Source organism: Novosphingobium sp. GW821-FHT09E05 (assembly GCF_059416165.1).
This window is the reverse complement of record NZ_JBWKOQ010000001.1, coordinates 250,177-265,650: the sequence shown is the minus strand read 5'-3', so window position 1 is coordinate 265,650 and position 15,474 is coordinate 250,177. Positions and strand designations below refer to the sequence as shown.

The following is a 15,474-nucleotide window of genomic DNA, read 5'->3' as shown; positions in this document are numbered from 1 at the left end:
GACCTCTGCCTAAAATTTAATCAGTATTGAGATGGGCCACTAGCCGGGGTCCTCGCGACGGGCCATTCCTGAGTGCGGATGCATGAAAGCGCACAAAGTGAAGCACGAAAAACCGCCCATAATCGATTTTATGGACGGCTTCTTGATTGTCTTGCGGCCGACTCATTTGCAGATTGCAAATTATGCAAGCAAGATTGTTGCTTTTGAATTTGCGTAAAATTTAGGCAAGCCTATTTGCCGCCTTGCAACATGAGCGACCAAACGCGCCATGCATGCGATAAAACGAAAACAATGTTTGCAGGAGCACATTATGACCCTCGTCCATCGGACGTTCGGTTTTGCCGCAGCCCTGGGCGCCAGCGCCCTGGCGTTCGCGCTTACGCTGGCCTGATTTTCGAGGCTCCGGAGGGAGCCTTGACAACAGGGGCAACCGACACCCACTAGAAGGGCGGCTGCAAGGCCGCCCTTTTGCGTTTGGTGCCGAGGGCTGGTCTCAATCGAGCGGGAAAGCGGGCCGATGCATGCGCTCGGCGAAGATATCCCGCCGATGACCTGCTTCCCATGCGGCTCGGGACTGGGGATTGCGATAGGGATTGCAGGAGATCGGAATGCCTTCCTGAGCGGCCTTGATCCCCCACAGATGGGCCTGATGCGCTGACACTGGACTGCATACTCGCGTCTGTTTTCGGATACGCAGATCCCAAAGCCCCACTCGGGACACGGCTCCAGCCGCTACCCTTGGATTGGGACGACCGGCGTCCCTGACGCGGTAAATTGATCCGGATCGGATATAATTTGGATGCAAACAGCGGACGATCTCCGCTGCCATGCGGCCTTGGCACCGCGCCGGCCCACCCAAGCCGCCACCCTTGTGGAAAACCCCCGCTGCCGCGCGGGTTTCGCTTGGGTTACGGCGGCGCAAACCCTATATGCTGGTCATGTCCAGCGATACTCCGAACGCCAAGAACCAGAACGCCTACGGCGCCGATTCCATCAAGGTGCTCAAGGGCCTCGACGCAGTCCGCAAGCGTCCCGGCATGTACATCGGCGACACCGACGACGGCTCCGGCCTCCACCACATGGTGTTCGAGGTTTCCGACAATGCCATCGACGAAGCGCTTGCCGGTCACTGCGACCTGGTGCTGATCGAACTCAACCCGGACGGCTCCGTCTCGGTCGAGGATAACGGCCGCGGCATTCCCACCGGCATCCACGCCGAGGAAGGCGTCTCGGCCGCCGAAGTCATCATGACCCAGCTCCACGCGGGCGGCAAATTCGAGAACACCAGCGACGACAACGCCTACAAGGTTTCCGGCGGCCTCCACGGCGTCGGCGTCTCGGTGGTCAACGCCCTGTCCGAATGGCTGGAACTCAAGATCTGGCGCGACGGCGAGGAGCACTGGATGAAGTTCGCGCACGGCGACGCCGTATCGCCGCTCGTCGTCACCGGCCCAGCCCCGAAGGTCGAGCAGAATCCCGATGTTAACGGCTTCAAGAAGGGTACCCGAGTGACCTTCCTGGCCTCGAACGACACTTTCAAGAATGTCCTCGAGTTCGATTTCGACAAGCTGGAGCACCGCTACCGAGAGCTCGCATTCCTCAATTCGGGCGTGCGCATCCTCCTGCGCGACAAGCGCCACGAGGAAACCAAGGAGCACGACCTGTTCTACGAAGGCGGCATCGCGGCCTTCGTCAAGTATCTCGACCGCAACAAGACGCCGCTGCTGGCCGACCCCATCGCGATCTCGTCCGAGCGCGACGGCGTCGGCATCGACGTCGCGCTGGAGTGGAACGATTCGTACTACGAGAACGTCCTGTGCTTCACCAACAACATCCCGCAGCGTGACGGCGGCACCCACCTCGCCGCGTTCCGCGCCGCGCTGACCCGCACGCTGAACAACTATTCCGAGAAGACCGGCCTTCTGAAGAAGGAGAAGGTCACGCTCACCGGCGACGACATGCGCGAGGGTCTCACCGCGATCGTCTCGGTCAAGCTGCCCGACCCCAAGTTCTCGTCGCAGACCAAGGACAAGCTGGTCTCCTCCGAAGTGCGCCAGCCGCTCGAAAGCCTGATGGCCGACCGCATGAACGAATGGCTGGAGGAAAACCCCGGCCACGCGAAGTCGATCGTCCAGAAGATCATCGACGCCGCCGCCGCGCGCGAAGCCGCCAAGCGGGCTCGCGAACTGACCCGCCGCAAGGGTGCGATGGACATCGCCTCGCTGCCGGGCAAGCTGGCCGACTGCCAGGAGCGTGATCCCAGCAAGTGCGAACTGTTCCTGGTCGAGGGTGACTCCGCAGGCGGTTCAGCCAAGCAGGGCCGCGACCGCAAGACCCAGGCGATCCTGCCGCTCAAGGGCAAGATCCTCAACGTCGAGCGCGCGCGCTTCGACCGGATCATCTCGTCCAAGGAAGTCGGCACGCTGATCCAGGCCATGGGCACCGGCATCCGCGACGACTTCAACCTCGACAAGCTGCGCTACCACAAGATCGTCATCATGACCGACGCGGACGTCGACGGTGCGCATATCCGCACACTGCTGCTGACGTTCTTCCACCGCCAGATGCCCGAGATCATCCGCTCGGGGCACCTGTTCATTGCCCAGCCGCCGCTGTTCAAGGTCGCGAAGGGCCGCTCGGAAGTCTACCTCAAGGACGCCGCCGCGCTCGACCGCTACCTCGTCGAGGCGGGCATCGCCGGTCGCGTGCTGGAAAGCGCGGGCGGCGCGCGTTCGGGCAAGGACCTCGAAAGCCTGGTCGAGCACGCCATCCGCATGCGCAACCTCATGGCCTTCGTGCCGCGTCGCTACGACCCCGTACTGATCGAGGCGCTCGCGCTCTCCGGCGCGCTCGAGGCCGAAATCGAGCCTGAGGCCCGCCGCACCGCGCTGGCCGAAACCGCCGCCTGGCTGCAGCGCGGCGACACCGAAGCCCGCTGGAGCGCCGCCCTCACCGACGACGGCAACGTCGAGATCGAGCGCCTGTGGCGCGGTGTCACCGACCATCACAAGATCGAGGCCAGCTTCCTCACCAGCGCCGAAGCCCGCAAGCTCGCGCGCCTCGTCGCCGAACACGCCGACGTCTATTCGGGCAGCGCACGCTTCGTGCGCGCCACCGCCGCTGCCGAAACGAGCGAGCCCGAACCCATCGTCACCGGCGAAACCGATGACGAGAACGCCGCGACCGAAGCCGCTCCCATCCGCCTCACCAAGGGCGACGATGCGATCACGCGGCCCAGCCAGCTCCTCGAACTGGTCCTCGCGGCCGGCCGCAAGGGCCTGTCGATCGCACGCTACAAGGGCCTGGGCGAAATGAACGCCGACCAGCTCTGGGAGACCACGCTCGACCCCGACAACCGCATCCTGCTGCAGGTGAAGGTGGAAGATGCCGACGTCACCGACGAAATCTTCACCCGCCTGATGGGCGACATCGTCGAGCCGCGCCGCGATTTCATCCAGGAAAACGCGCTCAACGTCGCAAACCTCGACGTCTGAGGCTGTTGTTGTGGAGGCAACCGGAGGCCGGGGGATCCTGACCTCCGGTGCCATCGGTGAGCACCGCAGCAACGCCAGCGCTTTTCATCGCTACCAGCGCAGGTGAGGCACATGTCCTCCACGCCGGCTCCTACCCCCCTTGCCCGCCGCAAACCATGGTGCATTATGACGGATGCACGGTGGGCCGTCCGTGGCATGGGCGCGGCTTCTTGTCGTGGAACAGGGGACATGGGCATGGACCGGCAGCACACGTGTATCGAGGATCGCCTGGACAGGAGCGAGGCTGGGGAAGAACTCGTCTCGCGCGGCTATAACCGCCGCGACTTCGGGCGGATCGCCGCACTGCTCGGCGGCGGCATGACGGTGGCGCAGGCCGCGCCCGCCATCGCGCAGGCCCCGCGCCCGGTGCCGGGGATGGTGCGGCTCGAATCGAACGAGTGCTGGACCGGGCCCTTTCCCGCCGGGGGCGAGGCCGCGATGCGGGCCATCGCGCAGTGCAACCGCTACGAGCCCGATGGCGACCACGCGAAGCTGTTCGCCGCCGTCGCCGCGGTCGAGGGCATTCCCGCCGACCGTATCCTCGCCTGGCCGGGGTCGAGCGACCCGCTGTGCCGCAGCGCGGTCAGCTTCGCCTCGCCCACGCGCGGCATCGTCACCGCCGACCCGACCTTCGAGCCGATCTGGATGACCGGCGAATGGCTGGGCGCGAAAGTTTCGAAGGTGCCGCTCACCCCCGACCACCGCCACGACGTGCGCGCCATGCTCGCCGCCGATCCGAGCGCGGGGCTCTACTACATCTGTTCGCCCAACAACCCCACCGGCACGCTGACGCCGGTCGAGGACATCGCCTGGCTCGCCGAGCACAAACCGAAGGACGCGGTGATCCTGGTGGACGAGGCCTACATCCACTTCGCCGGTGCGCCGAACGCGGCGAAACTGGCGGCGACGCGCGACGACGTGATCGTGATGCGCACCTTCTCCAAGCTGTTCGGCATGGCCGGCATGAGGCTCGGCCTGACCTTCGCATCGAAGGCGCTGCATGAGCGGATGATGCGCTACGACGGCCCGCTGGTGACCGACATGCTGCCGATGACCGCCGTCGCCTGCGCCACCGCCTCGCTTCCGCTGGCTGACCAGATCGCCGCGCGGCGGGCGCAGATGGTGGCGGTGCGCGACGAGACCGTGGCCCACCTCACCCGGCGCGGCCTGAGGACGGTGCCCGGCAGCCGCGCCAACATGTTCATGGTGGAATGGAAGACCGCCACGCCCAAGGAGATGACCGCGGCGTTCCTAGCGCAGGGCGTGCAGATCGGCCGCTCGTGGACCGCGCTGCCGGCGATGTCGCGGATCACCGTGGGCTCGGGCGAGGACATGCAGAAGTTCCGCCTCGCGCTGGACCGGATACTGACAGCCTGAGGGGCAATTGGGACTGTCACGACAACACCGTCGTCTCCCATAACACCTCGTCATCCCCGTGAAGGCGGGGCGACGGGTCTATGATTTAGTCTGTCCCACCGTCACCGCAGAAAATCGCCGATCCTGCCAACGGACCCCGGGCGACGAAGCCGACCCTCAGTTCTTGACTTGGCAGCTCATGCCCGCGGCCTTCATGCCTGCGCACAGCGACCGCGCCGCCGCACCGTCACCAGGGACCGCCTGGAGGCGGTAGACGGTGCCGATGTCGGCCTGGCCCTGCACGATACGGTGGCTGACGGCGCCCAGCGGTTCGTACTGCGATTTCAGCGTCACCCAGCCCGCCTCGGCCTGCTCGCGCGTGGCATAGGCGCCGACCTGCACGCCGACGCCGCTCACCGCGGCGACCGGTGCGGCGGAGGGCTTCGCCTCGGGCCTGGCGGAGGCAGGCGCCATCGTCTCGAAGCCCGGGCGCGGCGTCTGGCCGCGGCCGTCGATCTGGGGGGCCCGCGACTGGCCCTCCGCGACCGCGAAGCTGGTGTCCCCGGTGCCGGCGACCACTTCGCCGCCGGGGTTCTCGGGCTTGACCTTGTAGGGCTCCTTGGGCGCGGCGATCACGCCGCCGTCGGCGACGAGCACCTGTTCGGGCCGGCTGTTGATGACCCACAGCACGGCCGCCGCGATCAGGCCGAGCGCGACCACGCCGAGCCCGGCCAGCAACAGCCCCTGGCCCATCCCCGATTTTTCTTCCTCGTAGTCCTCGTCGTCGCCTTCGAGCCAGGGGAGGCGCACTTCCTCCTCGCCCATGTCGAGCCGGCGCGGCTCCTCGAAACCGGTCTGGAACGGCGGCGCGACGCCGGCCTCGCCATGCGGCTCGAAGTACGGCGTGGTCGGCGACCCGTCGCCGAACACGGGGTTCTTCTTCTCCGGCCTGGGGAAGTAACCTTCGTCAGCGCCCGCCATAACCTACATTTCCTCCACCGCCTCGACACCGAGCAAGGCCAGCCCGTTCCGGACAAGTTGCCCGATCTGCGCGGCCAGGAAAAGCCGGGCTTCGGTAAGTGTACCATCAGCCACGTTAATAAAGCGCTTGTCCACCCGGTCGTTACCCAGGTTCCAGTAGCCATGGAACGCTGCCGCCAGGTCGCCGAGGAAGAAGGCGATGCGGTGCGCCTCGCGCGCGGCGGCGGCGGCTTCGACGATGCGCGGGAACTGCGCGGCGAGCTTCACCAGCTCCAGCTCCTCCTCGCCGAGCAGCTCGACGTTCTCGCCGGAGGGCGCGAAGCCCGCTTCGGCGCCCTTGCGCAGCGTCGAGTGGACGCGGGCATTGGCGTACTGCACGTAGAACACCGGATTGTCCTTCGAGGCTTCGACCACTTTGGCGAAGTCGAAGTCCATCTGCGCCTCGGGCTTGCGGGTCAGCATGGTGAAGCGCACCACGTCCTTGCCCACTTCGGTGACGACTTCGGCCAGCGTCACGAAATTGCCCGATCGCTTGGACATCTTCACCGGCTCGCCGTTGCGCAGGAGCTGGACCATCTGGACCAGCTTGATCTCGAACGGCGTGGCGTCCCCGTCCGCCCCGGTCATCGCGGCGACGGCGGCCTTGATGCGCTTGACGGTGCCGGCGTGGTCGGCGCCCCAGATGTCGACGAGGGCGTCCGCGTTCCGGGCCTTCTGGAAGTGGTAGGCGAGGTCGGCGCCGAAGTAGGTCCAGGTGCCGTCCGACTTCTTGATCGGGCGATCCTGGTCGTCGCCGAACCGGGTCGAGCGGAACAGCGGCAGCTCCACCGCCTCCCAGTCGTCGAGCGTCTTGCCCTTGGGCGCTTCGAGCACGCCGTCGTAGACGAGGTCCCGCGCGCGCAGCCAGGCTTCCGCCTCGTCGGGCTTGCCGGAGGCCTGGAGTTCGGCTTCGGAACTGAACAGGTCGTGGTGGATGCCCAGCAGCGCCAGGTCCTCGCGGATCATCACCAGCATCGCGGCGACGGCCTTCTGCTGGAACAGCGCCAGCCATTCCGATTCGGGCGCGGCGGCGTACCGGTCGCCGAACTCGGCGGCGAGGCTCTGGCCGACCGGCACGAGGTAGTCGCCCGGGTACAGCCCCTCCGGGATCGCGCCGACGTCCTCGCCCAGCGCCTCGCGGTAGCGCAGGTGCGCCGAGCGGGCGAGCACCTGCACCTGCCCGCCGGCGTCGTTGACGTAGTATTCGCGGATGACCTTGTGGCCCGCGAACTCCAGCAGGCTGGCCAGCGCATCGCCCACCACGGCGCCGCGGCAGTGGCCCATGTGCATCGGCCCGGTCGGGTTGGCCGAGACGTATTCGATGTTGACGGTGGTGCCGCCGCCCATCACCGAGCGGCCGTAGTCAGCGCCGAGGTCAGCGATCGTGCGCAGTTCGGCGAGCCACGCGGCAGGCGCGAGGCGCAGGTTGATGAAGCCGGGACCGGCGATTTCCGCCGAGGTCACCAGTTCGAGCTTCGACAGTTCGGCCACCAGCGCTTCGGCGAGGTCGCGCGGCTTGAGGCCGGCGGGCTTGGCCAGCACCATCGCCGCGTTGGTCGACAGGTCGCCATGCGACGTGTCGCGCGGCGGCTCGACCGTGATCGCGCTTCGCTTCAGGCCCGCCGGCAGCGAGCCCGCCGTTTCCAGCGCATCGAGCGCGGCGTGGAGGTGGCCGGTGAAGGCGGCGTAAAGGGTCTGCGTCTTGCTCATGCGGGCGCGAATAGCCGAACTGTGGGCAAAGGGGAACAGGCGCAAGGCGACACCGGGTTTACACGGTTTACACGGTCCTGGGCGGAAACGGGCCGCCCGGGTGTCGCCTTGCGGCAGAAGTGTCGCCTTGGGTGTCGCCTTGCGCGCGAAAGTGTCGCCTTGCGCCGGAGGACGTGTCGCCTTGCGGGGCCGATGTGTCGCCTTCCACCGGCAAGGTGTCGCCTTGCGCGGCGCGTTGCCGGCCTTCGTCCCAGACCTCGGCGAAACCCTCGCCCAGCCGCGCGCGCAGGCGGTAGGCGGACTGCCGCCCCATCCCCACCCCCCGCGCGGCTTCGGCGACCGAGGCCCCGCGGGCGAGCGCATGCAGGAAGGCGAGCGCCTTGTCGCGGGTCCAGCGGTACTGGGCGTTGGGACGGCGGGCGGAGCGGGGGCGCGGTGTGGTCATGGGGGCCAGGGTAGCGTGGGCGTTGGCGTGTAGGAAAACGGTGACTTCCGTTAAAATCCTGTCGTGATCCCAGCGAAGGCTGGGATCGCTGTCGGCACCATGTACGCTGTAAGGCATGGGCGGCTGGACATACATCCTCACCAACAAACCACACGGCGTTCTGTATGTCGGCGTGACCAGCGAGACCTCGCGGCACGCATGATGCAGCACCGGGCAGGCACCGGATCGGCGTTCTGCCGGAAATACGGTTTGACCCGGCTGGTCCTGGCGGAGCCGCGCGCCGAAATTGTGGCGGCGATCCAGCGTGAAAAAGCACTGAAGGCGTGGAAGCGGGACTGGAAAGTGCGACTCATCGAGACGGACAATCCCGATTGGAGCGATATCTTCGAGCGTCTCGTGTGAGCGAGGGCGATCCCAGCCTTCGCTGGGATGACGGTAAAACGGTAAAGGGGTAGAGTGACGGCGGAGGCGAAGCCCCTCGCACCCCCCTGTCAAAACCGCCTGTTTTCCGCTAACGGCCCAGCCCATGCCCACCACCACCGCCCCCCAGACCTACCGGGTCAAGAGCTTCGGCTGCCAGATGAACGTCTACGACGGCGAGCGCATGGCCGAGCTGCTGGCCGAGCAGGGCATCGCCCCCGCGCCCGAGGGCGAGGATGCCGATCTCGTCGTGCTCAACACCTGCCACATCCGCGAGAAGGCCGCCGAGAAGGTCTATTCCGACATCGGCCGCCTGCGCCGTCCGGACGGCTCCAGCCCGCTCATCGCGGTGGCGGGATGCGTCGCGCAGGCCGAGGGCAGCGAGATCATGCGCCGCGCGCCCGCCGTGAAGATGGTCGTCGGCCCGCAGGCCTACCACCGCCTGCCCGAGATGATCCGCGAGGCCGGCGAGGGCCGCCGCGTCACCGATACCGACATGCCCGCCGAGACCAAGTTCGACGCCCTGCCCCGCCGCCGCAGGTCCGGGCCGAGCGCGTTCCTCACCGTGCAGGAGGGCTGCGACAAGTTCTGCACCTACTGCGTGGTGCCCTATACGCGCGGCGCCGAGGTCTCGCGGCCGCACGGTGCGCTGGTCGAGGAGGCGAAGCGCCTCGTCGATGCCGGCGCGCGCGAGATCACGCTGCTCGGCCAGAACGTCAACGCCTGGACCGGCGAGAACGCCAGGGGGCAGGCCGTCGGCCTCGAGGGACTGATCCGCGAGCTGGCGGCGATCCCCGACCTCGCCCGCATCCGCTACACCACCAGCCACCCCAACGACATGACGCAGGGCCTGATCGACGCCCACGGCGACACGCCCAAGCTGATGCCGTTCCTCCACCTGCCCGTGCAGGCGGGCAGCGACCGCGTGCTGAAGGCGATGAACCGCAGCCACACGGTCGACAGCTACCTCGCCATCCTCGAGCGCTTCCGTGCGGTGCGCCCGGACATCGCACTCTCGGGCGACTTCATCGTCGGCTTCCCCGGCGAAACCGACGCCGAGTTCGAGGATACGCTGAAAGTCGTCGACGCGGCCCGCTACGCGCAGTGCTTCAGCTTCAAGTATTCGCCCCGCCCCGGCACTCCGGCGGCAACGATGGACGGGCAGGTCCCCCCCGAGGTCATGGGCGAGCGCCTCATCCGCCTCCAGGCCGCGCTCGGCCGCGACAGCCTTGCCTTCAACGCCGCCACGGTGGGCAAGACCTGCGAGGTGCTGGTGGAGCGCAAGGGCAGGCTGCCCGGCCAGTGGCTGGGCAAGTCGCCGTGGCTCCAGTCGGTCCACTTCAGCGCCGATGCGGCAGTGGGCCAGCTGGTCCCGGTCGCGATCACCGGCAGCGGCCTCGTCAGCCTGAGCGCCGAGCCGCTCGCCGTGCGGGCGGCGTGAACGCTCCGCAGCCGCTCGTCCTCGTCCCCGGCCTGACCTGCGACGATGCGGTCTGGCGCGCGCAGCTGGACGGACTGTCGGACACCGCGGCGATGACCGTCGCCGACACCGCGCGGGACGACAGCATCGCCGCGATGGCGCAGCGCCTGCTGGACGCCGCGCCGGAGCGCTTCGCCCTCGCCGGGTTCTCGATGGGCGGCTACGTGGCGATGGAAGTCGCGGCCCTTGCGCCGGAGCGGGTGAGCCGCCTCGCGCTGCTGGACACCAATGCCGGAGCCGACGACGCGGGCCTTGCCGCCGTGCGCCGCGCCGCCGTGCGGACCGCGCGCGAGCGCGGGTTCGAGAAAGTCCTGCGCGGCAGCCTCGGCCTGCTCGTCCACCCGGACGCCGACCCAGCGATCGGCGAGGCGGTGGTGGCCATGGCGCTCAGGGTCGGCATCGACACCTTCGAGCGCCAGCAGGCGGCCATCATCGGCCGGTCAGACGCCCTGCCCGGGCTCGGCGCGGTACGTGTGCCGACGCTGGTGCTCGTGGGCGCGCAGGACCGCACCACCCCGCCGCGCTACGCCGAAGAGATCGCCGCCGCCATCCCCGGCGCGGTGCTGCGCGAGGTCGAGCATTGCGGCCACATGGCGCCGATGGAGCGGCCCGAAGCGGTCAACGCCGCGCTGCGCGCGTGGCTGGCCTCGTAAGGTAAAAAAACGGCCCCGAAGCGTCGCTCCGGGGCCGTCTCTCGGTGGCTTTTCCGCTCTCGCGGGAAAGGTCAGCTTACCAGAAGAAGCTGTTGTAGGCCGTCACCACGCGGCCGGTCCGGGTATTCACCATGACCACGTCGTTGCCATAGCGGACCCAGCGGTGGCCGGCGCGCGGCGCGGGCAGGCGGTAGGCGCGATAGTCGCGCACCCAGTAACGGTCGCCGTAGTACGAGCGGTCGAAGCGGTGGCCGACCGCGACCGGGCGATAGGCGTAGCCGCGCGGGCCGACGTAGGCGGGGCGATGGAAGGCGTTGCGGTTCGAACGGCGATAGTCGCGCCAGTCCTCGCGCAGTTCCTGGCGCGAATCGCGCACGTCGCGGCGGGCATCGCGCACGTCGCGCTGGCTGCCGTAACGCTGGGCGTCGCGCAGGTCGCGCTGGTCGCGGCGGACATCGCGGGCGCTGTCGCGCACTTCGCGGGCGCTCTGGGCGGAGGCCATCGTCGGAACCGCCAGGCTGGGGAGGGCAACGCTCGCGGCGATCGCCGCGATGAAGAACTTGCGCATGGTGACATCTCCTTCTTTTTCTTGGTCGCGAGACCGTGTCGGGAGCGACCCTCGACCGGCCTTCTGTCTGTCAAGCTGGACCCCTGCCCCTGAATGACCAGGTAACATCGCGTGCAGCGTCCGGTCATAAGTGTCGCACCTCTGCGACAGTTGCCGGGCAATCGCGATTTTGGCGGCGAGCCGCCCGGTTATCCCCCACGAAACGAAAAGTTTTCCTCCGCCCCCTCCTTGCCTGACGGCCTGAGCGGAGCCATCTTCACGGTAGAACGAAAAGCATCCTCACCCGAAAGGAGCGCATGGCCCGCAAAGCAGCCCGCGTCGTTGATCCGGCGCAGTTCCGCCCAGAGACTCACCGCCGGGCGCGTGTCGAAATAGAGTTCGACGAACCCACGCTGCTGGGGGCCGTTTTCGGCCAGTTCGATGCGAACCTGGTGCAGGTGGAGAACCGCCTCGGCGTCTACATCGCCGCGCGGGGCAACAAGATCCAGATCGAAGGGCCCGACGATTTCGTCGCCCGCGCCCGCGATACGCTCAAGGGCATGTATCACCGGCTGGAGATGGGCCAGGACCTCGACGCCGGGGCCATCGAATCGCTGATCGCCATGTCATCCGAACCCACCCTCGAAGGCATCATCTCCGGCGACACCGGCGGCGAAGCGCCGATCATGATCCGCACGCGCAAGAAGACGATCGTGCCGCGCTCGGCGACGCAGATCGAATACATGCGCGCGCTGGCCCGCACCGACGTGATCTTCGCGCTCGGCCCGGCCGGCACCGGCAAGACCTACGTCGCGGTGGCGCAGGCGGTTTCGCAGCTCATGACCGGCTCGGTCCAGCGCCTGATCCTCTCGCGCCCGGCTGTCGAGGCGGGCGAGAAGCTGGGCTTCCTGCCCGGCGACATGAAGGACAAGGTCGACCCCTACCTGCGCCCGCTCTACGACGCGCTGTACGACTGCATGCCGCCCGAGCAGGTGGAGCGCCGCCTCGCCAACGGCGAGATCGAGATCGCCCCGATCGCCTTCATGCGCGGCCGCACGCTGGCCGACGCCTTCGTCATCCTCGACGAGGCGCAGAACACCACGCGCGAGCAGATGAAGATGTTCCTCACCCGCTTCGGCCAGAACAGCCGCATGGTGGTCTGCGGCGATCCCAAGCAGATCGACATCCCCGGCGGCGAGCGCATGAGCGGCCTGGCCGATGCGGTATCGCGGCTGGAGGGCGTCGACGGCATCGCCGTCACCCGCTTCACCGTGGCCGACGTGGTGCGCCACCCGATCGTCGGCCGCATCGTCGAGGCCTACGAGGGCAAGACGGAGTGAGCAGATAAGCGGGGCCCCCGCGAAGGCGGGGGCCCCGCGTCCTCCTCCCCGGCGAGCGCCCTCGCGCCTACTCCGCCGCCGCGTCCATCGCCGCTTCCTCGGCGTCATCCATGACCGCCTCGCCGGCATCGTCCGTGACGACGTCGTCCGCGGTTTTCGCCGCCTCGTTCTCATCCAGCGTCTCGCGCGCGATGCCGAGGATGCCGGCCAGCTTGTCCTTCTCCGCGTCGGAGAGGTCGGCATAGGTGCGCGGCTTGGGCAGCTTGGCGGTGGCGTCCTTCACCTTGCCGATGATGGCGGGCATGGCCTTCATCATCTCGGGCATGAAGACCGTCATCTTCTCCATGACGTCGGGCGACATCATGATGAGGTACGAATCGGCGGCATAGGCCCTGCCGGTCGGCGTTGCGAAGAAGCGGTTCATCTCGGCCAGCTGGCCCGCATCGAAGCGGCGGGCATAGGCGCTGGCGAGGCCGCTGCGGATCTCGGGCTCGAACCGGGTCATCAGCCCCATCATCTCGTCCATCATCGCGCGGGTCGAGAGGCGCATGCGCTCCTTGTAGGCGGGGTCGTAGATTTCCATCATCTCCGCGAGCGAGCCCTCGCCCAGCGTCGCGGTATCGACGCCGGTCATCCCGGCGAGGTCCTTCATGGGCAGGCGCATGGTCGAATCCATGATCGTGTCCATGAGCTTGTCCATCGTCTCGCCCATCATCCGGCCATAGGTGCCGGCGGGGAACACGTAGTCGACGGTCTGCCGCGCCGCGGCGAGGCGCGCCGGATCGACCTGCGCGGCCGCGACCGGCGCCGGCTCGGCGGCGAGCACGGGCGCGGCAAAGGCAAGAAAAGCCGCACCAGCGGCGGCAAGGACAGAACGCATCACGAATTTCCCCCAGAAGGTCACACCGGCGCAGGCTAGACCGTTCGTGTGACAGGGAAAATCGAAAATGTGGTGGGGTGCAGTGCGAGCCCTCTCCCCTTCAGGGGAGAGGGTTGGGAGAGGGGAATGTGCGCCGCCTTCCCCTCTCAACTCCGGCTAGTCAGCAAGCTGACAAGCCTGCGGCTCTCTCCCCTGAAGGGGAGAGAGCCGCTCTCAGAGCCCCGCCTGCAGCAGCCACTCGTGGAAGATGCGCACGGGGCGTGATTCCAGCGACTTGGGGCGGCAGACGAACCAGTAGCGGTACGGGCTTTCCACGTCGATATCGTAGAGCCGCGCGAGGCGGGTGTCATGGGCGCGGCGGAAGTGGTCGTCGTGCATGATGGCGATGCCGAGTCCCTGCGCGGCGGCTTCCAGCACCAGCTGGCCCGAATCGAAGCGGTCGATCGAGGCGGGTTCGAGGTCGGGCAGGCCGATGGCGTTCTTCCACGCCTCGACGCTTTCGGGCAGGTCCTGGTGGATCAGGAAGGTCTGGCGCGACAGCTTGGCCTCGTCGGGCACCGCGCCCAGCTCCTCGGCCAGCTCCTTGGAGACGATCGCGAAGACCTTGTTGTGGTCGAGCTGGACGCGGTAGTACGCCGGGTCCGGCTCCTTCGCGAGGATCACGGCGGCGTCCAGCGTGTCGCCCACGCGGTCTTCCAGATGGGCGCCGGTGTCGATGTCGATGTGCAGGCGCGGGTGCAGCTTGCGCAGTTCGGGCAGGCGCGGGAACAGCCGCTGGCCGCCGAACAGCGAGGGCACGCCCAGGTGCAGGCGCAGCACCTGGCCGCGATCGATCTGCGCCTCCACCGCCTCGGCCAGCTCTTCGAGCTTGGGGCCGATGGCGTTGTAGAAGGCCAGGCCCTCGTCGGTCAGCTTCATCGCCTGGTGCTGGCGGGTGAACAGGCGCTTGCCGGTGAAGTCCTCGAGCGCGGCGACACGGCGCGACAGGGCGGACGGGCTGAGCGCGAGTTCGTTCGCCGCGGCCTTGGCGGAACCAAGGCGCACGACGCGCACGAAGGCTTCGAGAGCACGGAGGGGGGGGAGACGACGTACGGCCAATTTCTGTGTCTTTTCACTCGGTTAAGGTCGCCCACCGCAGATGCGAGGACGGCGATTAGTGGGCCTCTCTCTCCAATTCCTCCACCGGCGGGTGCAGCCGGAGGCGCGTGACGTGGCGTTCGTTGCCGCCTGTCACCTCGATCCGCCAGCCGCTGTCGTGGTCCACGATCGCGCCGACCTGCGGGACCTGCCCAGCGAGGACGAAGGCGAGGCCGCCGAGCGTGTCGACCGCTTCCTCGACTTCGGCGAGCCGGGGGTCGATCCGCCGGGCCACTTCGTCAAGCTCGACGCGGGCGTCGGCGTCCCACATACCCGCATCGATTGCAACCAGCAATTCCTCGGGCGCATCGTCGTGCTCGTCCTCGATGTTGCCGACGATCTCCTCGACGAGGTCCTCGATGGTGATGATGCCGTCGGTTCCGGTGTACTCGTCGATCACCACCGCGAGGTGGATGCGCTGCGCGCGCATGTCGGCCAGCACGTCGAGCGCCCCGCGCGACTGGGGCACGTAGAGCGGCTGGCGCATCAGCCGCGTCCAGTCGGACGGGGGCGGCGTGCCGCGGGCCAGCAGCGGGAACACGTCCTTGATGTGGATCATGCCCTTTATCTCGTCGAGCGTCTCGCCATAGACCGGCAGGCGGCTGTGGCCGTGCTCGGCGAAGGCTTCCACGACCTCGGCCCAGCTGGCGGCGGCCGGGATCGCGATGATCTCGCCGCGCGGGATCGCCACGTCGTCGGCGTCGTGTTCGCTGAAGTGAAGCAGGTTGCGCAGCATCTGGCGCTCGATCGAGGAGAGGTCGCCCTTGGACGCGGCTTCCGCATCCCCGTCGCCCTCGTGGTCGTTGATGACCTCTTCGATCTGCGCCCGCAGCGACTGGTCGCCGTCGCCTTGGAACAACCGGCGGAAAGCACGCCAGAGCGTGCCGCTACTGTCGCCTTCTCCCGAGCCGGACTCGGTGTGGCGGCCATTGTCGGCCATCGTGCGTGGTAAT

General features: G+C 67.7%; 12 protein-coding genes and 1 pseudogene. 6 read left to right on the top strand and 7 right to left on the bottom strand.

The genetic code is table 11. The features are described 5' to 3' along the window. Positions 1–929: 929 nt before the first annotated feature. Both gyrB and AC07M9_RS01260 read left to right on the top strand, forming a co-directional pair. A complete protein-coding gene (gene gyrB, locus AC07M9_RS01265; protein WP_494880659.1) occupies positions 930–3,494 on the top strand; it encodes a DNA topoisomerase (ATP-hydrolyzing) subunit B in 2,565 nt (854 codons plus the stop codon). 234 nt (positions 3,495–3,728) lie between these two features. Then, positions 3,729–4,910, top strand: coding sequence for a pyridoxal phosphate-dependent aminotransferase (locus AC07M9_RS01260; protein ID WP_494880658.1), 1,182 nt, complete (start codon positions 3,729–3,731; stop codon positions 4,908–4,910). Between the two features lie 156 nt (positions 4,911–5,066). Here the strand turns inward: AC07M9_RS01260 and AC07M9_RS01255 are convergent, their stop codons facing one another. From AC07M9_RS01255 to AC07M9_RS01245, 3 genes are all read right to left on the bottom strand, one after another. Beyond that, positions 5,067–5,870, bottom strand: coding sequence for an SPOR domain-containing protein (locus tag AC07M9_RS01255; protein WP_494880656.1), 804 nt, complete (start codon positions 5,868–5,870; stop codon positions 5,067–5,069). A 3-nt stretch (positions 5,871–5,873) separates the two neighbouring features. Then, positions 5,874–7,619 carry an arginine--tRNA ligase gene (gene argS / locus AC07M9_RS01250; protein ID WP_494880655.1) on the bottom strand — a complete coding sequence of 582 codons (1,746 nt, stop codon included), beginning with the start codon at positions 7,617–7,619 and terminating at the stop codon, positions 5,874–5,876. Between the two features lie 67 nt (positions 7,620–7,686). Continuing rightward, positions 7,687–8,064, bottom strand: a complete 378-nt coding sequence (locus AC07M9_RS01245) for a hypothetical protein (protein WP_494880654.1) — start codon at positions 8,062–8,064, stop codon at positions 7,687–7,689. Positions 8,065–8,179: 115 nt separating this feature from the next. On the opposite strand from AC07M9_RS01245, the pseudogene AC07M9_RS01240 reads away from it, so the two are divergent. From AC07M9_RS01240 to AC07M9_RS01230, 3 genes and pseudogenes are all read left to right on the top strand, one after another. Beyond that, positions 8,180–8,466: pseudogene (locus AC07M9_RS01240) on the top strand (GIY-YIG nuclease family protein). Positions 8,467–8,590: 124 nt separating this feature from the next. Beyond that, complete coding sequence (gene miaB / locus AC07M9_RS01235) at positions 8,591–9,925, top strand: tRNA (N6-isopentenyl adenosine(37)-C2)-methylthiotransferase MiaB (protein ID WP_494880653.1); 1,335 nt, start codon at positions 8,591–8,593, stop codon at positions 9,923–9,925. Continuing rightward, positions 9,922–10,617, top strand: coding sequence for an alpha/beta fold hydrolase (locus AC07M9_RS01230; RefSeq protein ID WP_494880651.1), 696 nt, complete (start codon positions 9,922–9,924; stop codon positions 10,615–10,617). Before miaB ends, AC07M9_RS01230 begins: the two co-directional genes overlap by 4 nt. A 76-nt stretch (positions 10,618–10,693) precedes the next feature. On the opposite strand, the gene AC07M9_RS01225 is transcribed toward AC07M9_RS01230, so the two are convergent. Continuing rightward, entirely contained in the window at positions 10,694–11,185 is a 492-nt protein-coding gene (locus tag AC07M9_RS01225; RefSeq protein ID WP_494880649.1) for an RcnB family protein, read from the bottom strand. Positions 11,186–11,481: 296 nt separating this feature from the next. On the opposite strand from AC07M9_RS01225, the gene AC07M9_RS01220 reads away from it, so the two are divergent. Beyond that, entirely contained in the window at positions 11,482–12,504 is a 1,023-nt protein-coding gene (locus AC07M9_RS01220) for a PhoH family protein (protein WP_494880648.1), read from the top strand. A gap of 67 nt (positions 12,505–12,571) precedes the next feature. On the opposite strand, the gene AC07M9_RS01215 is transcribed toward AC07M9_RS01220, so the two are convergent. The 3 genes from AC07M9_RS01215 to AC07M9_RS01205 form a co-directional block, all read right to left on the bottom strand. Next, positions 12,572–13,384 carry a DUF2059 domain-containing protein gene (locus AC07M9_RS01215; RefSeq protein ID WP_494883860.1) on the bottom strand — a complete coding sequence of 271 codons (813 nt, stop codon included), beginning with the start codon at positions 13,382–13,384 and terminating at the stop codon, positions 12,572–12,574. Between the two features lie 213 nt (positions 13,385–13,597). Then, complete coding sequence (locus AC07M9_RS01210; protein ID WP_494880646.1) at positions 13,598–14,482, bottom strand: LysR substrate-binding domain-containing protein; 885 nt, start codon at positions 14,480–14,482, stop codon at positions 13,598–13,600. 55 nt (positions 14,483–14,537) lie between these two features. Continuing rightward, positions 14,538–15,461, bottom strand: coding sequence for a hemolysin family protein (locus AC07M9_RS01205; RefSeq protein WP_494880644.1), 924 nt, complete (start codon positions 15,459–15,461; stop codon positions 14,538–14,540). Positions 15,462–15,474: the final 13 nt, after the last annotated feature.

Coding starts and splice junctions, on each gene's coding strand:
- argS (WP_494880655.1), bottom strand. CDS start 7,619: ATGAGCAAGACGCAGACCCTTTACGCCGCCTTCACCGGCCACCTCCAC.
- AC07M9_RS01220 (WP_494880648.1), top strand. CDS start 11,482: ATGGCCCGCAAAGCAGCCCGCGTCGTTGATCCGGCGCAGTTCCGCCCA.
- AC07M9_RS01225 (WP_494880649.1), bottom strand. CDS start 11,185: ATGCGCAAGTTCTTCATCGCGGCGATCGCCGCGAGCGTTGCCCTCCCC.
- AC07M9_RS01245 (WP_494880654.1), bottom strand. CDS start 8,064: ATGACCACACCGCGCCCCCGCTCCGCCCGCCGTCCCAACGCCCAGTAC.
- AC07M9_RS01205 (WP_494880644.1), bottom strand. CDS start 15,461: ATGGCCGACAATGGCCGCCACACCGAGTCCGGCTCGGGAGAAGGCGAC.
- AC07M9_RS01255 (WP_494880656.1), bottom strand. CDS start 5,870: ATGGCGGGCGCTGACGAAGGTTACTTCCCCAGGCCGGAGAAGAAGAAC.
- AC07M9_RS01260 (WP_494880658.1), top strand. CDS start 3,729: ATGGACCGGCAGCACACGTGTATCGAGGATCGCCTGGACAGGAGCGAG.
- miaB (WP_494880653.1), top strand. CDS start 8,591: ATGCCCACCACCACCGCCCCCCAGACCTACCGGGTCAAGAGCTTCGGC.
- AC07M9_RS01215 (WP_494883860.1), bottom strand. CDS start 13,384: ATGCGTTCTGTCCTTGCCGCCGCTGGTGCGGCTTTTCTTGCCTTTGCC.
- gyrB (WP_494880659.1), top strand. CDS start 930: ATGCTGGTCATGTCCAGCGATACTCCGAACGCCAAGAACCAGAACGCC.